At 75.3% G+C, this 19,249-nt stretch carries 14 protein-coding genes and 1 pseudogene; 6 read left to right on the forward strand and 9 right to left on the reverse strand.

The genetic code is table 11. The features are described from left to right. Window positions 1-260 precede the first annotated feature (260 nt). The 3 genes and pseudogenes from WMF42_RS21710 to WMF42_RS21720 all read left to right on the forward strand — a co-directional run. A pseudogene (locus WMF42_RS21710) lies at window positions 261-500 on the forward strand (zinc ribbon domain-containing protein); the annotation flags it as partial. 39 nt (window positions 501-539) lie between these two features. Beyond that, window positions 540-1,865 carry a hypothetical protein gene (locus WMF42_RS21715; protein ID WP_437694488.1) on the forward strand — a complete coding sequence of 442 codons (1,326 nt, stop codon included), beginning with the start codon at window positions 540-542 and terminating at the stop codon, window positions 1,863-1,865. 54 nt (window positions 1,866-1,919) lie between these two features. Beyond that, the gene (locus tag WMF42_RS21720; RefSeq protein ID WP_061610800.1) at window positions 1,920-2,369 is read left to right on the forward strand and encodes a DUF2752 domain-containing protein; all 450 of its coding nucleotides are present in this window, start codon (window positions 1,920-1,922) and stop codon (window positions 2,367-2,369) included. Window positions 2,370-2,411: 42 nt separating this feature from the next. Here WMF42_RS21720 and WMF42_RS21725 read toward each other — a convergent pair whose 3' ends face one another. Further along, entirely contained in the window at window positions 2,412-2,978 is a 567-nt protein-coding gene (locus WMF42_RS21725) for a hemerythrin domain-containing protein (RefSeq protein ID WP_061610801.1), read from the reverse strand. Between the two features lie 189 nt (window positions 2,979-3,167). Continuing rightward, window positions 3,168-4,286 (reverse strand): serine/threonine-protein kinase, encoded by a 1,119-nt coding sequence (locus WMF42_RS21730; protein ID WP_437694003.1) that lies wholly within the window; start codon window positions 4,284-4,286, stop codon window positions 3,168-3,170. Window positions 4,287-4,607: 321 nt separating this feature from the next. Here WMF42_RS21730 and WMF42_RS21735 point away from each other — a divergent pair, with 321 nt between their 5' ends. Further along, the gene (locus WMF42_RS21735; protein ID WP_061605306.1) at window positions 4,608-5,162 is read left to right on the forward strand and encodes a 3'-5' exonuclease; all 555 of its coding nucleotides are present in this window, start codon (window positions 4,608-4,610) and stop codon (window positions 5,160-5,162) included. A gap of 19 nt (window positions 5,163-5,181) precedes the next feature. On the opposite strand, the gene WMF42_RS21740 is transcribed toward WMF42_RS21735, so the two are convergent. Beyond that, window positions 5,182-7,614 (reverse strand): hypothetical protein, encoded by a 2,433-nt coding sequence (locus WMF42_RS21740; RefSeq protein ID WP_437694006.1) that lies wholly within the window; start codon window positions 7,612-7,614, stop codon window positions 5,182-5,184. A gap of 34 nt (window positions 7,615-7,648) precedes the next feature. Continuing rightward, window positions 7,649-9,601, reverse strand: coding sequence for a hypothetical protein (locus WMF42_RS21745; RefSeq protein ID WP_437694008.1), 1,953 nt, complete (start codon window positions 9,599-9,601; stop codon window positions 7,649-7,651). A gap of 164 nt (window positions 9,602-9,765) precedes the next feature. Here WMF42_RS21745 and WMF42_RS21750 point away from each other — a divergent pair, with 164 nt between their 5' ends. Beyond that, on the forward strand, window positions 9,766-10,458 hold the full coding sequence (locus WMF42_RS21750) for an HAD family hydrolase (RefSeq protein ID WP_061609966.1): 693 nt from the start codon (window positions 9,766-9,768) through the stop codon (window positions 10,456-10,458). Window positions 10,459-10,466: 8 nt separating this feature from the next. Here WMF42_RS21750 and WMF42_RS21755 read toward each other — a convergent pair whose 3' ends face one another. Then, window positions 10,467-11,684 carry an AAA family ATPase gene (locus tag WMF42_RS21755; protein ID WP_437694010.1) on the reverse strand — a complete coding sequence of 406 codons (1,218 nt, stop codon included), beginning with the start codon at window positions 11,682-11,684 and terminating at the stop codon, window positions 10,467-10,469. Window positions 11,685-12,402: 718 nt separating this feature from the next. Further along, complete coding sequence (ileS, locus tag WMF42_RS21760) at window positions 12,403-16,236, reverse strand: isoleucine--tRNA ligase (protein ID WP_437694012.1); 3,834 nt, start codon at window positions 16,234-16,236, stop codon at window positions 12,403-12,405. A gap of 96 nt (window positions 16,237-16,332) precedes the next feature. Here ileS and WMF42_RS21765 point away from each other — a divergent pair, with 96 nt between their 5' ends. After that, a complete protein-coding gene (locus WMF42_RS21765) occupies window positions 16,333-16,923 on the forward strand; it encodes a Uma2 family endonuclease (RefSeq protein ID WP_061609963.1) in 591 nt (196 codons plus the stop codon). A gap of 30 nt (window positions 16,924-16,953) precedes the next feature. On the opposite strand, the gene WMF42_RS21770 is transcribed toward WMF42_RS21765, so the two are convergent. The 3 genes from WMF42_RS21770 to WMF42_RS21780 form a co-directional block, all read right to left on the reverse strand. Beyond that, window positions 16,954-17,568 (reverse strand): thiamine phosphate synthase, encoded by a 615-nt coding sequence (locus tag WMF42_RS21770; protein WP_437694014.1) that lies wholly within the window; start codon window positions 17,566-17,568, stop codon window positions 16,954-16,956. A 13-nt stretch (window positions 17,569-17,581) separates the two neighbouring features. Next, window positions 17,582-17,875 carry a tetratricopeptide repeat protein gene (locus WMF42_RS21775; RefSeq protein ID WP_061611666.1) on the reverse strand — a complete coding sequence of 98 codons (294 nt, stop codon included), beginning with the start codon at window positions 17,873-17,875 and terminating at the stop codon, window positions 17,582-17,584. Window positions 17,876-17,937: 62 nt separating this feature from the next. Then, the gene (locus WMF42_RS21780; RefSeq protein WP_437694017.1) at window positions 17,938-19,212 is read right to left on the reverse strand and encodes a glycosyltransferase family 4 protein; all 1,275 of its coding nucleotides are present in this window, start codon (window positions 19,210-19,212) and stop codon (window positions 17,938-17,940) included. Window positions 19,213-19,249: the final 37 nt, after the last annotated feature.

The raw sequence follows: 19,249 nt of genomic DNA on the forward strand, positions 1-19,249 counted from the left end.
GCGCGGCGCGCATGGCCTCCGCGGGCGCGTCGACGCGAGCGCGAGGGCCGCGATGCACCCCAGCAAATCCGCGGGGTTGCGTGCTCATCCTTCGAGGAGCTCCGCCGCCGCGCCGGGCGCGCGCGACGGCTGCGCGGGGCGCTCGCGACGGCTGCGCGGGGCGCTCGCATGACGGCTGCGCGGGCGCTCGCGCAGCCGTCATGCGAGCGCCCGCGCGGCGCAGGGCGGGACGTGCGCGAGGCGCTCTCCCCCCGCGTCCCATGGTGAGAACTCCCTGGGTTTTCTGGCGGAGAACGCGTAGCCTCGGTCGCGTCCGCAGCGTTCTTCGTCTTTCACTTGAGAACGGGAAGGCGCTTCAACTACCCTCCGCGCCCATTACGACGCGCGCAGGGCGCGGACATGCGGTGCAGCGAACCCCCCTCCGGAGGTGGTGCGTGTTCTGTCCGAATTGTGGGACGCAAAACTCGGAAACAGCGTCCACGTGCACGAAGTGCGGCTTCAACCTGAAGGGAGCGGCCGCGCCGAAGTTCAAGGGCACCATGCTGATGAGTCAGCCCTCCGGGGCGGGCGCGGCGGGCCCGCGAGCCCCCGGGGCGCCTCCGCCTCCGGCGCCGCCCGCCGGCGCTCCGCCGGGCATGCCTGCGATCCCGAGCCCGCCGCAGGGCCTCGCGGGCACGGTGGTCGGCGTCCCCCCGGCTGGGCTCGGCGCCCCGGCCGGGCCTCCCCCTGCCCCACCTCCGCCCGGGATGGGCTACGGGTCGCCGTCTGCCCCGCCGCAGCAGCCGTCCGGCCCCGCCTTCGGCGGCGCGGCCGCGAGCCCGTCGGGCGGCTATGCGCCGTTCGGCCAGCAGCCGAACCAGGGCGTGAACCCGCTCGGCGGCACGATGGCCATCGACCAGCTCCCCGGGTACACCGGCCCGGGCGGGCAACCGCAGCCCGGCGCGTTTCCGCCGCCCGGCGGCAGCTACGGCCAGCCCCCGCAGGGCGCGGGCGGCAATCCGTTCGGCTCGCCCCCTGGCCAGGATCCGATGGGCGGCCCCGGCGGCGCGCCTCCCGGCTATGGTCAGCAACCGGGCTACGGACAGCAGCCCGGCTACGGACAGCAACCGGGCTACGGACAGCAACCGGGCTACGGCCAGCAGCCCGGCTACGGACAGCCTCCGCAGCACAGCGCGAGCGGCTACGGCCCGCCTCCGGGCCAGGATCCGCAGGGCGGCTACGGCAGCCCGCCCGGCGGTGGCGGCTACGGCAGCCCGCCCGGCGGCGGCGGCTACGGCAGCCCGCCCGGCGGCGGCGGCTACGGCAGCCCGCCCGGCGGCGGCGGCTACGGCAGCCCGCCCGGCGGCGGCGGCTACGGCAGCCCGCCCGGCGGCGGCGGCTACGGCAGCCCGCAGGGTGGCTACGGGTCGCCGGCGCCGGGGACGAGCGATCCGGGCGGCTACGGCGGCGCGTCGCCCGCCGGCGGCCCGCTCGCGACGGCCGGTCAGTTCGGTCAGGGCGGCAGCAACCTGGGCGCGTACGGCGGCGGCGGCGGCGCGCTCGCCGTGCGGGGCGAGACGCGCAACCCGATCACTGTCTGCGTGATCGGCATGGTGTGCTTCGTCTACGCCATCTGGCAGCTCTGGGCGATGCTGAACGAGCTGCAGCAGGCGACGAAGGATCCCGAGTTCAAGCCCTGGTACGTCTTCATCCCGCTGCTCAACTACTACTTCCTCTGGGTGAAGGTGCCGGAGCAGGTGACCCGGGCCAAGCAGATGGCCGGCTCGCGCAACCCGCAGGCCGAGGGCATCGTGCTCTACATCTTCCTCCCGCTCTACGCCCTGGCGAAGGACCTCAACGAGGTCTGGGATCCGAACGCCGCGTGAGCGCGCGCTGAGGACGCGCTACACCAGCGCTCCACCCGCCGCCGTTCTCCTCCGTTGTCCTGCCCGCCCGACCCCCCCGCGCCCGCTCCGCCGGCACCGTCCCGGTGGAGCGCGGCGACCCCGGGCGGCCGCGCGGCGCGCGTCGGCGCGATCGCGGCGCTCTTCGGGCTCCTCGTCGCGTGCGGCGTCCCGCTCTGCCCGTTCGCGATCGTCACCCGCCACCCCTGCCCCGGCTGCGGCCTCACGCGCGCGACCCTCGCCCTCGCGCAAGGCCACGTGGCCGAGGCGCTGCACTTCCACCCGCTCTCCCCGATCATGGCGCCGCTCGTGATCGCCGCGATCGCGTACAACGCGGCGGTCTACGTGAAGGACGGCCGCATCGCGGCGACAGAGGCAATGCAGGGCGCGTGGGTGACGCGGCTCGGCGTCGCGCTGGCGGTCCTGATGGTCACCGTCTGGGTGGCGCGCTTCCTCGGCGCCTTCGGCGGCCCCGTCCCCGTGTAGGCGGGCGCGGGCACGCCAGCCGCTCGCGGGCACGCCAGCCGCTCACTCGCCGCGGACGCGCAGCGCCTCGCCGCGCCGCCGCGCCATGGGGCGGAGGGCGCGCCCCGCGTGGGTGCCGCGCCGCGGCCACCCGCGCTGCGGCCGCACGAGCGGGACGCCCGCGGACACGCCGACGCGCAGCAGCACCTCGTACGCGCGCTCGAGCTCGCAGCCGATCACGTCGAGCTGCTCGTCGGTGAGCCCGCGCTTCGCCCTGGGGAAGAGGACGCTCTCCTCCTCGTCGGCGTGGTCGACGAACACCTCCCGCAGCAGCTTGAGGCGCGCCTCGAAGCGCACGTCGGTCGCGCGCGTGCGCAGCAGGTTGTCGGCGGCGAAGCGCGCCAGCCCGTGCTTCTCGTACGCCTCGTGGAGCGGCTTCCTGTCGCTGCCCATCCGCTCGGCACACACAGGATAGAGGTACGTCTCCTCGATCCGTACGTGCGCGTCGATCATCCGGGAGAGCTGCGCGACCATCGACGTCCGGAGTCCCGGGCTGGGCTCGGCGGCGATGCGCGCCATCAGGGCGCTGAGTTCGAGGTGCTGCTGCTCCAAGAGATCGAGTGCGTCCATGGGGTTCCCCTCGCGTGAAGCTCACCGCGCCGCGTCGCCGCCCTTGGGCAGCGCTTGCACAGCCCGCACGCGGTGCTGCGCGGCGCCGTGCAGGCGGCACCGTCGTGGCAAGGAGCGGGCCGCCGCGCGGCGAGCGCGCCGCGCGCGCCGACACCCCGCAGGCTCGCCGGGCGTGGGGGCCGGCGCGGGCTACGCCCGGGCGGCGGCGAGCGCGGCGCGCATCGCCGAGGCGCCGGCGAAGCGGTGGTCGGGGTGCTTGGACAGGGCGCGCGCCAGCACCTCGTCGAGCACGCGCGGGACGTCACGGCGCTCGCGCCGGAGGGGCACGGGCGCGGAGCGCACGATCGCGACGAGCACGTCGAGGTCGCCCCGACCCCGGAAGGGGAGCTTGCCCGAGAGCGCATAGTAAATGAGCAGCGCCGCGGCGAACTGGTCGCTCCTCTCGGTGATCGCGCGGCTGCGCATCGCCTGCTCCGGCGACATGAACAGCAGGGTGCCCACGAGCGACCCGGGGCTGTCCGGCGTCACGCCGTCGCCCGTGTCGACGCCGGGCTCGTGCGCGAAGCCGAGATCGATGAGCTTGACCGTCGGCGCCCCCTCCCCTGCCCCGGCGCCCGGCGCCTCGTCGACGAGCAGGATGTTGCCCGGCTGGAGGTCGCGGTGGACGACCTTCGCCGCGTGCATGGCCGCGAGGCCGGCGAGGATCTGGTCCGCCAAGGCGAGCGCGCGGCCGATCGGCAGCGGGCCGCTGCGCCGCACCTCCTCGCCCAGCGTGACCCCCTTGAAGAGCGGCATCAGGAAGAACGGCCGCCCGTCGGAGAGGCGCCCCTCGCCGAGCACAGGGCAGACGTTCGGGTGATCGATGCGGCGGGCGAGCCGCACCTCGCGGGCGAACCGGCTCTCGATGCCGCGGTCCCCGGCGTGCGCGCGCCGGAGCACCTTGAGCGCCACGGCCTCCCCGGTCGCGACGCGACGGGCCGCGTAGACCGCGCCCATCCCCCCCTCGGCGATGAGCCGCTCGATGTGCAGTCCGTGCTCTGTACGGCCGACGAGCGGATCGACCGCGGCAGTCCCACACGCCGGCCGCCGCCCCGCGCCGGCCCGCGCCGCGGGGCGCGCCTTCTCCGCCGCCGCGCCGGCCCGCGCCGCGGGGCGCGCCTTCTCCGCCGCCGCGCCGGCCCGCGCCGCGGGGCGCGCCTCGTCCGCCGCCTCGCGGCCCCGGCCCTCGTGGCGGACAATGCCCGAACGAGGAGGCAGCCGTCGGCCCGTCGAGACCTCGCGGTCGTCGGCGGCCGGTTCGGGGAGCACCTCAGCGAGCGCGGTCCGGTCCCAGCCTGAGCCGGGTGAGCGCTGGAGCTGGCAGCCAGGATTCACTCGAAGAACCTCGTCAGAAATTACCTGACGAGTGTCCATGGTCCACGCCCTCCAGGCAAGCGGATTGGCGACCGAAGCGACCGATCCGCGCCCGGTGCTCATCGCGCTTATGTCCCGTATCTACTCAGTTTTTGCCCGGACAAAGCGAACCGCCCGAGGCGTTTCCGGGCTATCGGGAGAATCCTGAAAGAATTTGCGTCCCGATTCTCGTTACGATGAGAGCGTACCCACCGCGACATGTAGGGGCAGCGCTGGATGGCAAAGCGTCTTGATCTCATCCTCGTGATCGACATCGAATCGACCTGCTGGGACGGCGACCCGCCGCGGGGCGAGGAGAACGAGATCATCGAGATCGGCGTGTGCACGCTGGAGGTCGGCTCGGGCCGGCGGCGCGACAGGCGGTCGATCCTCGTGTGCCCGGAGCGCTCGCGCGTGAGCCCGTTCTGTACGTCGCTCACGACGCTGACGCAGGCGGACGTCGACGCGGGCGTCTCGTTCAAGGAGGCGTGCGCGCTCCTGCGGAGCGAGCTCAAGGCGCAGGACCGCCTCTGGGCGAGCTACGGCGACTACGACAGGCGCATGTTCGAGCGGCAGTGCCAGGCGCGCGGCGTGCCGTTCCCGTTCGGGCCGAGCCACCTCAACGTGAAGACCCTGTTCGCTGTGGCGCGCGCGCTGCCGCGCGAGGTGGGGATGGCCGAGGCCCTGGAGCGCGTGGGCCTGCCGCTCGCCGGGACGCACCACCGGGGCGGCGACGACGCCTACAACATCGCGGGCCTGCTCGCGCACCTCCTGCTGGCCGCGCGGCGCTGACGGCCGGCGCGCCGGGCGCTCACGCGATCGGCGCCGCCTCGGGCACGTCGGGCCGCGCCCCCGCGGCCTCGCCGGCCGGCGGGGCGTCGTCGCGCTCGTCGCGCCAGCCCCGCTCGGCGTCGCCGAGGGCGGCCGCGCCGGCCGCGGCGGGCGGCACCGTCGCCGCGGCCAGGAGGTACGTGAGGCCGGCGCCGAGCAGCAGGGCGCTGTAGCCGAGGTTCATCGCGCACAGCGCGCCGAGGGCCATGGCCGCCGCCCCGGCGGAGGCCGAGAGCGCCCAGCACAGGGGGAGCAGCGCCGGAGAGGCCGCGGCGACGAGCTTGACCCCGAGCGGCACGAGCGATCCCGCGAGCAGGCCGAACGCGGCGAGGAGCACGACCGCGAGCAGCGCGCGCGGGAACGACCCGAGCCCGAGGCTCCACCGCGCGAGCGGGACGAGCCCCACCGCGCCGAGCGCCGCGGCCGCCGCGAGCGCCTCGGCCACCCTCGCCGTGGTCCCGGCCGCGGCGCTCGGCGCCACCCGCGCGGTGAGCAGGCCGCCCAGGCCGGCCGAGACAAGGAGGATCACGAGGGCGGCCGGGAGCTCGTGCGAGGGCAGGTCGAGCAGCAGGAGCGCGTGCCGGAAGACGGCGAGCTCGACCAGCGCGAAGCCCGCGCCGATCGCCGCGAAGAACGCGAGGGCGCGGGCGCGGGGCGGCGGGGGCGCCGCCGCGTCGGCGCCGGGGGCCGCCGCGGCGCCGCGCCGGAGGACGCGGCCGGCGCGCGCCGCGAGCCGCGGGAGCAGCGCGGTGAGCGCGGAGAGGACGGACGCGACGGCGAGCAGCGCCGAGAGCGCGAGCAGGCCCGTGTGCTCGGCGCGGAGCGCCCTCCAGTCGACGAGCACCGCGGGCAGGCGGCGCGGCGGGACGGCGTAGGAGAAGAACGGCCTGTCGTCGGTCGGCGGCGTCAGGTCGCTCGTCGCGTCGGGCGCCGCCGCGCGCGCGTCGGCCGCCGCGGCGAGCCGCGCGCGGATCGGGGTCTGCGGGCGGTCGGGGGCGAACGCCTCCGCGAGCTTGTGCCTGCGGCAGTGGCGGCGGAGCGCGTCGATGTCCGCGCGCGCGAGCGGCGCGCGCCGGGCGAGGAGCGCGGTCCGCTGCGCGGCGCTGCACGCGAAGAGGTGGTCCTTCGGCTCGGCCGCGCCCGCGCGGCGCAGCGCCGCGGCCGTGAGGGCGAGCAGGCGATCGAGGTCGCCCTCCGGCCGGCTCACGACCAGCGTGCCCTCGGGCAGCAGGCGCGCGAGGAAGTCGCCGATGCCCTCGACCGTGGCGAGCCGGCTCTCCGACAGCGCGAGCGCGCCTGTCGCGGCGGCCTCGGCGGTCTCGGGCGACGGGATCACGATGTTCCTGAAGAGCAGCGGCGTGCGCCGGGCGAAGCTCCGCGCGTCCCCGAGCGCGAGGTGGACCTCGGGCCTGTCGTACAGGCGGCCGCTGAACTCGGCGTACTTCCCGCGCATCAGCTCGACGACGCCGCGATCGCTCTCCACCGCGACGACGTCCTTCTGCCCGGCCTTGAGCGCGGCGCGCACCTCGCGCCCGCCGCCGGCGCCGACGACGAGCGTGGGGCCCTGGTCCCGGTGGAGCGCGTAGGCGATGTCCTCGGGCTGCGGCGGCGGCGTCGCCTTCGCGTCGAGGATCGGGCTCGCCGCGACCCCGTCGATCCGCAGCATCGCCGCGCCGGCCCGCGGGCGGTCGACCGTGATCAGCGAGCGCTCGCTCCAGGCCTCGATCTCGGTCCGGTCGGGGGTCGTCCGGCGGAGGCCGGCGAGCCTGAGCCACGGGGCGCCGACGTCGCCGGCGAGGAGCACGGCGCTGCCGAGCACGAAGGTGGCGACGAGGCCGCCGGGGGCCCGCTGCTCGCCCTCGCGGCGCGACCCGAGGAAGAAGAAGACGCCCGCCACGGCGAAGAAGATCGCCGCCGCGAGCGCGGCGCGGGGCGCGCCGGCGCGGAGCGCGGCGGCCGCCGCGAGCCCGCCGAGCGACCCGCCGACGAGGTCGAGCAGGTAGAGGCGGGGCATCTCGGCGGCGGCGTGCCGGATCGCGGCCGCGAGCGCGAGGCCCGCCAGGGCGAACGGGACGGTGCACGCGGCGTAGACAAGCGCGAGCCACGGGAGCGATCCCGGCGCGGGCCCGCGCTGCGCGAGCAGGATGATCGCGGCGAGCGTGGCGCCCGACGCGAGCGCGGAGAGCGCCGCCATGCGGGCGAAGAGCGCGGGCGGGCGGACGAGCGACGGGGCGACGTAGAGCAGCGCGCCGCCGAGGCCGGCGCCGACGAGCGACAGCGCGAGCGTGACGAACGCGTGCGGCTGCCCGAACAGCGCCCCGTGGATCCGCGTGAGCGCGATCTCGAGCAGGACCGTGGCGCACGCGAGCGCCGCGACGCCGCTGAAGAGGCCGCTCCGTTGGCAGACGCGCATGGGCCCGCTCCTACCACAGCGCGCCGCGGTCGCCTCACCTCTCTCGACCGAGCGGCGCGAGCGGCCACGGCGCGAGCAGGGGCACGGGCCCGCTCGGCTGGAACCCGGTCGCGCCGCCCGGCCCCTGCCGCGCGGCCGCCGCGGCGCCGCCCGGCGGGGCTCCCGCGCCGTCCGGGGCCCCGGCGGCGCCGCGCGGCGCCGGCGCGCGCGATCCGCCTTCATTGCGCCCCGGCGGCCCGCCGCTCTGGCGGATCGCGCGCGCGCACTCGTCGACAGTGAGGCGGCGCGGCCCGTAGGCCGAGGCGTTGGCCGCGTCGGCGTCCATCAGCCGGGTCGGGGTGTCGATCCCGAAGTCGTCCGGGTGCCCCGGCTCGTCGAGCAGCACGTGCCCGAGCTCGTGCGACAGCGCGAACGACGCGCGATCGGCGCGCAGGCCGGCGCGGTCCTCGATGATCGTGTTCCGGATCGCCCCGCCGTCCGCGAAGATGAACGACTCGCCGATCCGCCCGCCGCCCGCGAAGCTCGGGACCATCACGACGTCGACGGTGGCGGGGTCGCCGTCGTCGAACGCCTTGAGCAGCGCGCGCTCCTCGACCGTGCCGGCGATCGCGTCCGTGTCGCTGAAGTGCTGGAGCCCGTCGTCGAGCTCGACGGCGCCGATGCACGCGGTGAGCGTGGCGTCGGTGCTCAGCGCGCCCGACGCCGGCGGCTCGATCGTCGCGAGCGCGCCGCCCGGCCGCCGCACGAGCACGTCGGTGGTCCCGTGGGCGCCCGCGCCGATGACGGGGTTGTCGGAGAGGCGCACCGAGAACCCCGCGGCGGCGATCGCCGCGGCGACGGCGCGGGCGGCGGCGTCGGGGCGCATGCGGGGCGCGATGGCCGCGGTCACCTCGTGGCCGTCGACGCGCACCCGGATCGCGCCGCCGCTGGCCGGGAGCCCGTGGTCGCAGCCGATCGCGAGCAGGTGGGGTCGCGGGGGGTCGACGAAGGAGATGTCGAGCTCCTCCGGCGGGCCGAAGCTCACGCCGCACGCGCCCCAGAGGGCGTTCGCGCGCTCGACCTCCGCGCGCGCGATCGCGAGGGCGCCCGCGTCATCCCCGCCCATGGGCGGCGGCCCGCCCGCGCGCGGGCGCACCATGAGGATCCGGAGGCGCGCGCGCGTGCGCCCGAGGGGCCCGAGCGGCGAGGTGCGCGGGCCGGCGACGCGGATCGTCTGGAGCTTCGTCCCCCCGGGCAGGGCGACGACGAGCGCCCCGCCGACCTCGCCCTTCACGGAGCGGTCGGCGATCATCGGGTGGTTGCGATCGATGTCGTCCGCGACCGCGCGGAGGGGGCGCGTCGAGCCGCACACGAGGCCGGGCGGGACGTCCTCGGGGCACGGCACGTGGCCGAGCGGCACGCTGGAGAGGCGGTCGATCACCTTGCCGGACGGCGCCGCGGAGTGGACGTCGAGGGTCACCGGCACGTCGTCCGGCGCGCCGATCACGAGCAGCCGGATCGCGTCGGGGTCGTCGAGGTTGCCGAACGGATCGTCGCCGAGCCGGTCCGGGGGCGTGCGCTGCAGCGAGGCGTGGGAGCGCGCCATGTCGATGCGCCGTCCGGCGCCGTCGATCGCGCGGATCTCGAAGGCGCTGATCGCCACCGTCCTTCCGGCGAGCGCGATCTCGCTCCGCCCGGCCCGGGTCGCCTGGAGCTCGACGCGGCGGGCGTTCGCGGGGATGGCGCTGCCGGGCTGGACGGGGCTGCCGTCGACGAGGAGCCGCACGCCGGCGGGGATCGCCGCGGGCGCCGCGCCGCGCGGCCCGCGCAGCGCGAGCAGATCCGGCGAGGGCGGCACGCGCGGCTGCTCGCCGTCGGGCACGCCGTCGGCGTCGTCGTCGTCGAGATCGGCCACGAGCAGCGCGGGCACGGGCTCCGCGGCGGCGGAGCTGGCCGGGCCGGCGAGGGCGCCGAGGAGGACCGAGAGTGCCGTCAGCCGCCGGTTCATGATCGCATCGCCCTGCCTGCTCGCCCCCCTCGGTCGAGTCTATCGCGCCTCCGGTCGGGCGCCGCTCGCGCCCGCGCGGCGGGCGCCGTCGCGCGGGCGGCGGGCGCGGGCCGTCGGGAGCCCTCCGATGGCGGTGCGTCCAGCCCTGCGCCACGTGCCCCCTCGTGGTCAGCGTCAGCGCGGTCATTTTCGATGTCGACGGGACGATCCTCGACACTGTCGATCTGCACGCGGCCGCCTGGCAGCTCGCCTTCCGCCGGTTCGGCCGCGAGGTCTCGCTGGATCGGCTGCGGCGCCAGATCGGCAAGGGCGCGGGCGAGCTCTTGCCGGTGTTCCTGTCGCCCGAGGAGGTCGGCTGGATCGGCGCCGGCGTCGCGTCGCTGCACGACGACCTCTACAGGCGCGAGCTCCTCCCTGGCGCGCGCGCCTTCCCGGGGGTGCGCGCGCTGTTCGAGCGCGTCGCGCGCGACGGGCGCCGGATCGTCCTCGCCTCCTCGACGCCGCGCGGCGAGCTCGACGCGGGCGTCGCGCTCGCCGGGGTGGGCGATCTGGTCTCGTGGACTGTGTCGGCCGACGACGCGGACCGGTCGAAGCCGCACCCGGATCTCTTCGAGGCGGCGCTCGACCGGCTGGGCAGCGTCGATCCGCGCGAGGTCGTCCTCGTCGGCGACGCGCCGTCCGACGCCGAGGCCGCGGCGAAGCTCGGCATCCTGACGGTGGGTCTCCTCAGCGGAGGCTTCCCCGAGATGGAGCTCCTCGAGGCCGGGTGCGCGGCGATCTACCGCGATCCGGAGGACCTGCTCGCGCGGTACGACGCGTCGCCGCTCGCGCCGCGCCGGGAGCGGATCGCGGTGTAGCCGGCGGCTCAGGAGGCACCGGAGGCGTGCTCGGCGCGCGCGGCCCGGGCGCGCTGGCTCTCCGGGGCAGCGAGCTGCTCGCGCAGGGCTCGCCGCTGCGGCTCGTCGACCGGGGACGCGGTGGTCGAGCCGTCGCGGAGCTCCACCGCGTGGACGGCGTCGAGGGGCAGCAGGTCGAGCAGCGCGGGGCTCTCCGTCGTGAGCAGGATGTGCCGCTGCGCGGAGGCGGCGCGCAGGTACCCGAGGAGCGCCGGCAGCGCGCCGCGATCGACGCCTGCGTCGGGGTGCTCGAAGCCGGCGAGCACGAGCGGGGGCTCCTGCGAGAGCGCCGTGACGACGGCGGCGAGCCGCAGCGTGGCGTCCGGCTCGTCGGCGGCGGCGCGCCAGCGCTCGCGCCCGTCGCCGTCGACGCCGTGGCGCAGCTCGGGGACGAGGAGCCCGCCGGACGAGGCAGCGCGGGTGCCGTCGACGTCGCCGATCACCTGCGACAGCCCGGCGAGGAAGTCGTCCTTCCAGCGCTCTTTCTCGAGCGCGCGGAGGACGGAGCCCCAGTTGTCGCCGCTCGCGCGGAGGCGCCGGGAGGCGCTGAGCTTCTGGGGCGCGCGGAGGGTGCGCGGCGCGAGGGAGTAGAGGACGGCGCGGCGCAGCTCGTCGAGCATCGGGGTGAGCGGCCCGTCGGAGAGCAAGGGCAGGACGAGCCTGGCGCCGCTCACGGCGATGGGCGCGACCCCGCGGTAGGCGAGCGTGCCGCTGCGCCCCTTGTCCTTGCGCGAGAACCCCTTCGGGCTGCCCTTGAGCCTGTCGAACGAGACCTCGGGCGAGTCGCTGCCCGCGTCGAACACGTCGCGCACGCCCGGCTTGACGAGCCGCGTGAGCGCGCTGCGCTGCCACCAGGCGGCGGTCTCGCTCTTGACGCGGATCTCGCCGTCCCGGTCCCCCGGCTCGATCTGCACGAGCCAGAACCCGTGGCCCTCGGTCCTGGAGACCGCGACGCCGAGGGTGGTGAGCGCGCCGTCGCGGCGGGGCCGCAGCAGCGCGCCGCCGCGACGGCTCGACGCCGCCTGGTCGAGCGCCCCGCTCGCGCACTCGGCGAGGAACCGCACGGCGTCGAGCAGGCAGCCCTTTCCCGAGCCGGGCGGACCGACCAGCGCGGTCAGCGCCCCGAGCGTGATCTCGAGGCCGGCCCCGATGCTGCCGTAGTTGCTGACGTAGACGTGGGTGATCATCGCGGCACGGAGCCTCGGCTCGAGGACATCGATCGCCCTTTCCGCGCTGCGCGACCGCCGGCCGGGCCGGCTGGCTCGTGCTTCCGGGACACCGGAGCTGTCGCCAGGGACACCGGAGCTGCCGCCGGGGACACCGGAATTGCCGCCAGGGACACCGGAACTGCCGCCAGGGGCGCCGGAACTGCCGCCAGGGACACCGGAACTGCCGCCAGGGACATGGAACCCCGTTTCAGGGACTCGTCGCGCTGCGCTTCAGGGACACCGGAACTGCCGCCAGGGACACCGGAGCTGCCGCCAGGGACACCGGAACTGCCGCCAGGGACACCGGGGCTGCCGCCAGGGACACCGGAACTGCCGCCAGGGACATGGCGCTGCGCCTCCGGGACATCCGGTCGACGAGGGAGAGGATCGCTGGACGCTGCCACCGTCCCGCGACGGATAGGTCCTGACGTCAGGGCAGCTTGCCGCCCATCCCGGGCCGGCTCGACGCGGCCCTCCGTACTGCCCTGAGGATCTCCGATGCACCCCACCCGACGACGATCATCGAACGCCTCGTCAGAGGTGGCCGCAACAAGAACCTTGCAGAAGGAGCGCCGCCCCCACGCAGCGAGGCGGACGCGCTCGCAGGATGGTAAGGCCCGGTACGGAATCACGACGGCGCGCCGAGGGCCGCGCGGCGCAGATCCTGGTGATCATCGCGGCTCCCCCCCCAGCGCCCTCACGCCGTGCGCGCGAGCACGATCGCGAGCGCCTCGCCGTCGACGTTGACCTCGCGCGTCTCGGCCTGCCCCCACGCCGCGGGCGCCCCGCCGAGCACGAGCTCGGCCGCGAGCGCCTCCTGCATGAGCATCTCGCGCGCCGCCTCGGCGACCTTGCGGGCGCGCTCGCTGCCGTCGAGCGCGAGCCGGATCCGCTCGGTGAAGCCGAGGTCGAGCTCCTTGCGCAGCCCCTGCACGCGGGAGAGGATCTCCCGGCCGAGCCCCTCGTCGCGGAGCGCGTCCGTGAGCGCCGTGTGCAGCACGACGACCCCAGCGCGGCCGCCGGCCGCCGCGAACCCGTCGCCCGCCTCGACCGCGACGTCGATCTCCTCGGGGCCGAGCTCGACCTGCTCGCCGTCGAGCGCGATCGCGATCTTGCCCTCGGTCGCGAGCGCCGCGCGCAGCGACGCGGCGTCGGCCTTCGCGAGGACCTGCTTCGCGAGCTGCACCTTCTTGCCGAGCTTCGGCCCGAGCGCGCGGAAGTTCGGCTTGAGCACGTAGCGCACCGCGCTCCCCTCCTCGCCGGGCTTCAGGAAGCGCACCTCGTGCACGTTGAGCTCCTCGGCGATGAGCGGCACGTGCTCGGCGACCGCCGCCGCGAGCCCCTGCTGCGACAGCACGATGTCCGCGCGCGAGAGCGGCTGCCGCACCTTGAGCTTGTTCGCCGTGCGCACCTGCAGGCCCAGCGACACGAGCTCGCGCACCGCGCGCATCTCGATCGCGAGCGGCTCGTCGATCGCGGCCGCGTCGGCCTCGGGGAACGCCACGAGGTGCACGCTCTCCGGCTGCGACGCCGGCCACGGCCGCCGCACAAGGTTCTGGTACATGGCCTCGGCGAGGAACGGCGTGAACGGCGCGCTCAGCTTGGCGATCGCGACGAGCACCTCGTACAGCGTGAAGTACGCGTCGCGCTTGTCCTGCGCCGCCCGCACGGCGCCCGCGGAGATCTCCAGCGGATCCGTCGCCGAGGGGGCCCAGAAGCGCGCGCGGCTCCGGCGGACGTACCAGTTCGAGAGCGCGTCCACGAGGTCGACCAGCCGCTGCGCGGCCTCGTACAGGTGGTACTCGTCGAGGTGCGCCGTCACCTCCCGCGTCGCGAGCGCGAGCTCCGAGAGGATCCACCGGTCGAGCAGCGACCGCTGCTTCGCCGGCCGGTAGCCGGCGCTCGCGGCGAGCGCCGCGGGCGAGGTGTCCTTCGCGTCCGGGTTCCCCTCGGCGGGCGAGAAGCCGTCGATGTTCGCGTAGATGGTGAAGAACGAGTAGACGTTCCGGAGCTTGACCGCGAACTCCTTCTGGTACGCGCGCACGTTCGTGAGCGAGTGGCGCGTGTTCGTCCACGGCGGCGAGGACGCGTAGAAGAACCAGCGGAACGCGTCGGCCCCGGGCGCCGGCGTCGCCGGATCCTCGATGGTGACGCGCTCGGGCTGCGGGAGCCGGGGCACGTCGTTCGGCATCACCGAGAGCGCCTTCTGGCCGGGCGACAGGCCCAGGCGGTCGAGATCCGCGTCCGAGAGCGCGACGATCCGCCGCGGCATGCCCTTCTGCGGCCGGAGCTCCATCGCGAGCGGCTGCGCCTCGCGGTCGGCGCGGTACATCCGCACCTTCGCGGCATCGCCGGTCAGATCGAGCCCCTCGTAGTCCTCGCGCGCGATGAACGCCACCCCGTCCTTCGCCTGGACGCCCTTCACATCCCCGGCCCTCACCGCCGCGAACTCCATCCGGACGCGCTCCAGGATGACCTCGGGCGGCGTGTAGTTGCCCTTCGACTTGCTCTCCTTCTTGCCCTCGCGGTCGCAGACGTGCCCCAGCACGACGCACGTCTGGTACGGGTGCGGGTAGCTCCGGACGCGCGACAGCCCGAGCTTCTCCTGCGTCGCCTCGTCGAAGACGAGCGTCGAGACCATCAGCAGCGAGTAGAACCAGCCGCGCGTCTGGTCGATCGCCTCGCTGATGAAGTCCGCCGGGAAGGCGCGGTCGAACAGCTCCTTCGAGCCCGGCGCGTGCGGGTAGCCCCACTGCGCGAACGGCATGCTCCCGCTGTCGAACCACGCGTCGATGACCTCGGTCACGCGCCGCATCTCGCCGCCGCAGGTCGGACAGGGGAACGTCACCCTGTCGATCCACGGCTTGTGGACGATGAGGTGGTCGTTCAGGCCCGGGTCCGCCTTCTTCGCCGCGTGGAAGTGGTCGAAGGCGCGCGGGTTCAGCGCCTCGATCTCGGCGACCGACGCGGGGGCGAGCTGGTGCTCCTCGTCGTCCTTGCAGATCCAGACGTTGAGCGGCGTCCCCCAGTACCGCTCGCGCGAGAGCGCCCAGTCGACGTTGTTCGCGAGGAAGTCGCCGAACCGGCCCTCCTGGATGTGCGAAGGGAGCCAGTGGATCGCGCGGTTGTTCGCGATCGCCTTGTCGATGTTGTCCCGCGTCCGGATGTACCAGGCCGGCCGCGCGAGCTGGATCAGCGGGTCGTCGTCCGCGCGCCAGCAGAACGGGTACTCGTGGCGGTACTTCTCCTCGTGGACGAGCAGCCCGCGCGCCCCGAGATCCTTGATGATCATCGGGTCGGCGTCCTTCACCCAGATCCCCGAGAACGGCGTGAGCCCGGGCTCGAACGTGCCGTCCGGCAGGACCGCGCAGAGCATCGGGACCTCGCTCCCGGGGATCGGCTGGAACTCCTCGAGGCGCCTCTTGTGCGCGTTGAAGTCGTCCTCGCCGAACGCGGGCGCGATGTGGACGATGCCCGTGCCGGAGTCGAGCGTCACGAAGTCCGCGCCGAGGACGACCCAGTAGAGCGGCTCTTCCTTGCCGTCCTTCCGGCGCGCCGTGGCGTCGAACAGCGACCTCGAGAAGCTGTCGAACGGCGGGCGGTAGCGCTTGCCGATGAGGTCGCTCCCCTTGAGCTCGCGGAGCACGGGCAGGTCGCGCTTGAACTTCTTCGCGAGCTCCTCGCGCAGCGCCGCGGCGACGATGAGCTTCCCGGCCGCGCCCGCGTCGACGACGACGTAGTCGAACTCGGGCCGGACCGCGGCGTAGCCGTTCGACGGCAAGGTCCACGGGGTCGTCGTCCACGCGCAGAGCGCCGTGTCGGGCTCGTCCACGAGCGGGAACGCCACGAACACGCTGGGGTCGTCCACGGTCTTGTAGTTCGACCCGACCTCGGCCGCGCTGAGCGCCGTGCCGCCCTGCGGCCACCACCAGCAGACGCGGTGCCCGCGGTAGAGGAGCCCCTTCTTGTGGAGCTGCGACAGCGCCCACCAGACGCTCTCGACGTAGCTCCGGTGGTAGGTGACGTAGGCGCTGTCGAGGTCGACCCAGAAGCCGATCTTGTCGGTCAGGCTCTCCCACGCCTCGGTGTACCGGAACACGGAGTCGACGCAGCGCGAGATGAACGGCTCGACGCCGTAGCGCTCGATGTCGGCCTTGCCGTGGATGCGCAGCTCCTTCTCGACCTCGACCTCGACAGGCAGCCCGTGCGTGTCCCAGCCGGCCTTCCGCGGGACGTCGTAGCCGCGCATCGTCTTGTAGCGGGGGAAGACGTCCTTGACCGCGCGGGTGAGCACGTGGCCGTTGTGCGGCATGCCGTTGGCTGTCGGCGGGCCCTCGTAGAAGACGAACGTGCCCCTCGACGGGCCGGTGGCGCGGGTCTCGGCGCGGAGGGTCTTCTCGAAGATGCGGCGCTGCTTCCAGAAGGCGAGGATCTTCGCCTCGTCGGCGGGGAAGTTCAGCTCGGTCGCCACCTTGTCGAACAGGGGCTCGAGCGGGCCGTCGGTCGGTTTCTTCGAGGGGGCTTCGGACATGGCCCGGCCTAGTAGCAAGGTGGGTTGCCAGCGTCGAGGGAGGCGCTGGGGCCGGCGCCGGACGCGCGGCGCGCCGGATGGATGTAGGATCGGGGCATGAGCGCGCAGCACCCGCTGTTCCCAGGCAATGCGCCCGAGGTAGAGGCCGCGTTCCAGGCCGTGCCGGAAGAGATGGTCGCCGAGATCCTCGACGGGGAGCTCCACACGTTCCCGCGGCCGGCGCGACCGCACACGCGGGCGGCGTCGCGGCTCAGCCGTCGGCTCGGGCCGTTCGACGACGATCCAGGTGAGCCTGGAGGCTGGGTCATCCTCGTCGAGCCCGAGCTCCACCTCGGGCCGAAGCCGGACAAGGTCGTCCCCGATCTCGCCGGCTGGCGCCGCGAGCGCATGCCCGACGCGCTCGGGTCCGAGGACGCTCCCGCGCATTACGACGTCACGCCCGACTGGGTCTGCGAGGTGATCTCCCCGCGCACCGAACGCGTGGATCGCGGGAAGAAGATGCGGATCTACCGGCGCGAAGGGGTCCGTCACGCCTGGCTGATCAACCCGGTTGCGCAGACGCTCGAGGTGTACCGGCTCGACGATGGCCGCTGGTCGCTGCTCGACACCCACGAGGGCGACGAGGCCGTGCGGGCCGAGCCGTTCGACGCGATCGAGCTGCCGCTCGCCGACCTCTGGGCGCGGTAGGGCGCCGCCGAGCCGGGCGCGCGGCGCGGCTCAGCGCGCGATCGTCGGCAGCGCGCCCCCGAAGTCGGCGCGGATGGCGGCCACGCCGTCCGCGCCCGCGGCCAGGCAGCGCGGCGCCGACGCCGCGTCCACGCCGCCGAGGGCGAGGAGCGCGACGCCGCGCGGCGCCGCGGCGAGGCGGGCCCGCGCCTCGCCGAGCGCCTCCAGGCCGAGCGGCGGGCCCTTGCCGGGCGTCGCGAAGATCGGCGAGAGCACGGCGGCGTCCGCGCCGGCCTCCGCCGCGCGGAGCACGTCGTCCGCGCTGTGGCACGCGACCGAGACGAAGACGCCGGGGCCGAGCAGGCCGCGCGCGTCGGCCACCCCGACCGAGCGGCGGCCGAGGTGCACGCCGTCCGCGCCCAGCAGGAGCGCGAGGTCGAGGCGGTCGTTGACGACGAGCGAGGCGCCGAGCGCGGCGGTCGCGTCGCGCAGCCGCCGGCCGAGCGCGTGGAGCGCCGCGCCGGAGAGCTCGGGGTCGCGGAGCTGCACCGCCACGCGCGCGCGGGCCTCGGGCGGCAGGGCGCCGAAGGCCGACAGGCGCGCGAGCAGGACCGGCTCGGGGACGTCGGCCGTCTGGGTGATCAGGGTGAGCGTCGGGGGGAGCATGCCCAGGCCCCCTCTAGCGGACCGGAGCGCCGGCGTCGCCGAGCGCCTCGAGGTCCTTCCGGGCCATGTGCGCGAACCGGCTGGAGGGGTAGCGCTCGACCAGGAAGCGCAGCGTGTCGCGCTGGGCGCCGCGATCGCCGCGCGCCTCGAAGCGCTCGGCCAGGTCGTAGAGGGCCTCGCTCGGATCCTCGTAGACGCGGCGATCCGGGTCGACCTCGCTCGCGCACTGGTAGGGAGCCCGCGCGACGGCGGCGAGGAGCACGAGCGGCCCCAGGGCCGCGCGGAAGCCGGTGAGCACGAGGGACATTCGCCGATGGACAGGCGCGAGCGTCAAGAGGAGGCCGCGCCGCGCGGGTCGCGGGGGAGCGGCTAGCCGAGCGTGACGCCCGTCCGGGCAGCGCCGTCCTCGCGGCCGCCCTTCGGGGGCGGGGTGCTGAAGAGCGCGTCGTCGATCTCCTGCCCGTGCGCGCCCTGCCGGCGCGCGTCGCGGACGACCCGCAGCAGCGTGTCGTGGAGGGCGCGCGCGCTGTCGTCCCAGTCGCGCCCGCCGGCGAGCTCCGCGACCCGCGCCGGGTCGTACTCGTGCCGCGCGGCGCGCAGCAGCGCGTCCGCCAGCGCGCCCTTGTCGCCGGGGGGGACGAGCTCGCCGAGCTCGGGGCTGTGCAGGATGTCGGGGATGCCGCCCACGCTTGTCGCCACAACGCGGCGCCCCGAGGCGAGCGCCTCCAGCACGACGTTGGGCGTCCCCTCGTGCAGGCTCGGCAGCACGAGCGCGTCGCACGCCCCGAGCCACTGCGACACCTGATCGTGCGGCAGGTAGCCGGTCACCGTCAGCCTGCCGCCCAGCCGGGCCGCGGCCGCCCGGCACGCCAGCTCCTCGGCGCCGCTGCCCACCAGCGTGAGCTCGAGGTCCGGGTGCACGCGCGCGAGCCGCTCGAACGCGTCGACCAGATCGAGCACCCCCTTGTCGCGGCCCAGCAGGCCGACGAAGAGGAGCAGCTTCGAGCCAGGCGACCGGCCGAGCGCCGCGCGCGCCTCGGCGCGGCTCCGCGGCCGGAACAGCGCCGCGTCGACGCCGTTCATCACCACGTCGACGCGATCGCGCGGGGCGCCGAGCGCCACGACGCCGTCCGCGAGCTTGCGGCTCACCGCGACCACCCGGGCCGCGCGCGTGAGCCCCCAGCTCAGCGGGCGACGCAGCCGCCGGTCGCGCGGGATCACGTCGATGTCCGAGCCGTGGACCTTGATCACCGCCGGCACCCCGAGCAGCCGCCCGAGGCAGACCGCCGCGAAGCCGTCCGGGTAGGCGAACGCCCCGACGATCACGTCGGGCGACGGGCCGCGGCCGACGAGCTCCGGGAGCATCGACGCCGCATACAGCGGGCCGTTCAGCGCCGGCGCGACCCGCGGCACGTAGAGGTAGCGCGGGTGCCGCACCGGGAGCCCGTCGATGACCTCCTCGCGCGGGGCGCTGGAGCCGACAGGCCACTTCGAGAGCCGCCCCATGCCGGGGAACCACGGGATCGTCGCGAGCACCCGGACGTCGCAGTAACGCGACAGCGCGGCGAACTGCCGGCGATTGTACGGCGCCTCGTCAGGGTGCACCGCGTTCGGGAAGATCTTCGTGATAAGCAGTACACGCATCCGCCGCAAGAGCTCCTCCTGTCTGACCCGACCCGTC

Source organism: Sorangium sp. So ce176, assembly GCF_051519835.1.
Taxonomy (GTDB): domain Bacteria; phylum Myxococcota_A; class Polyangia; order Polyangiales; family Polyangiaceae; genus Sorangium; species Sorangium cellulosum_G.

Coding starts and splice junctions, on each gene's coding strand:
- WMF42_RS21775 (WP_061611666.1), bottom strand. CDS start 17,875: ATGTCCCTCGTGCTCACCGGCTTCCGCGCGGCCCTGGGGCCGCTCGTG.
- WMF42_RS21725 (WP_061610801.1), bottom strand. CDS start 2,978: ATGGACGCACTCGATCTCTTGGAGCAGCAGCACCTCGAACTCAGCGCC.
- WMF42_RS21745 (WP_437694008.1), bottom strand. CDS start 9,601: ATGAACCGGCGGCTGACGGCACTCTCGGTCCTCCTCGGCGCCCTCGCC.
- WMF42_RS21780 (WP_437694017.1), bottom strand. CDS start 19,212: ATGCGTGTACTGCTTATCACGAAGATCTTCCCGAACGCGGTGCACCCT.
- WMF42_RS21755 (WP_437694010.1), bottom strand. CDS start 11,684: ATGATCACCCACGTCTACGTCAGCAACTACGGCAGCATCGGGGCCGGC.
- WMF42_RS21715 (WP_437694488.1), top strand. CDS start 540: ATGCTGATGAGTCAGCCCTCCGGGGCGGGCGCGGCGGGCCCGCGAGCC.
- WMF42_RS21735 (WP_061605306.1), top strand. CDS start 4,608: ATGGCAAAGCGTCTTGATCTCATCCTCGTGATCGACATCGAATCGACC.
- WMF42_RS21740 (WP_437694006.1), bottom strand. CDS start 7,614: ATGCGCGTCTGCCAACGGAGCGGCCTCTTCAGCGGCGTCGCGGCGCTC.
- WMF42_RS21770 (WP_437694014.1), bottom strand. CDS start 17,568: ATGCTCCCCCCGACGCTCACCCTGATCACCCAGACGGCCGACGTCCCC.
- WMF42_RS21765 (WP_061609963.1), top strand. CDS start 16,333: ATGAGCGCGCAGCACCCGCTGTTCCCAGGCAATGCGCCCGAGGTAGAG.
- ileS (WP_437694012.1), bottom strand. CDS start 16,236: ATGTCCGAAGCCCCCTCGAAGAAACCGACCGACGGCCCGCTCGAGCCC.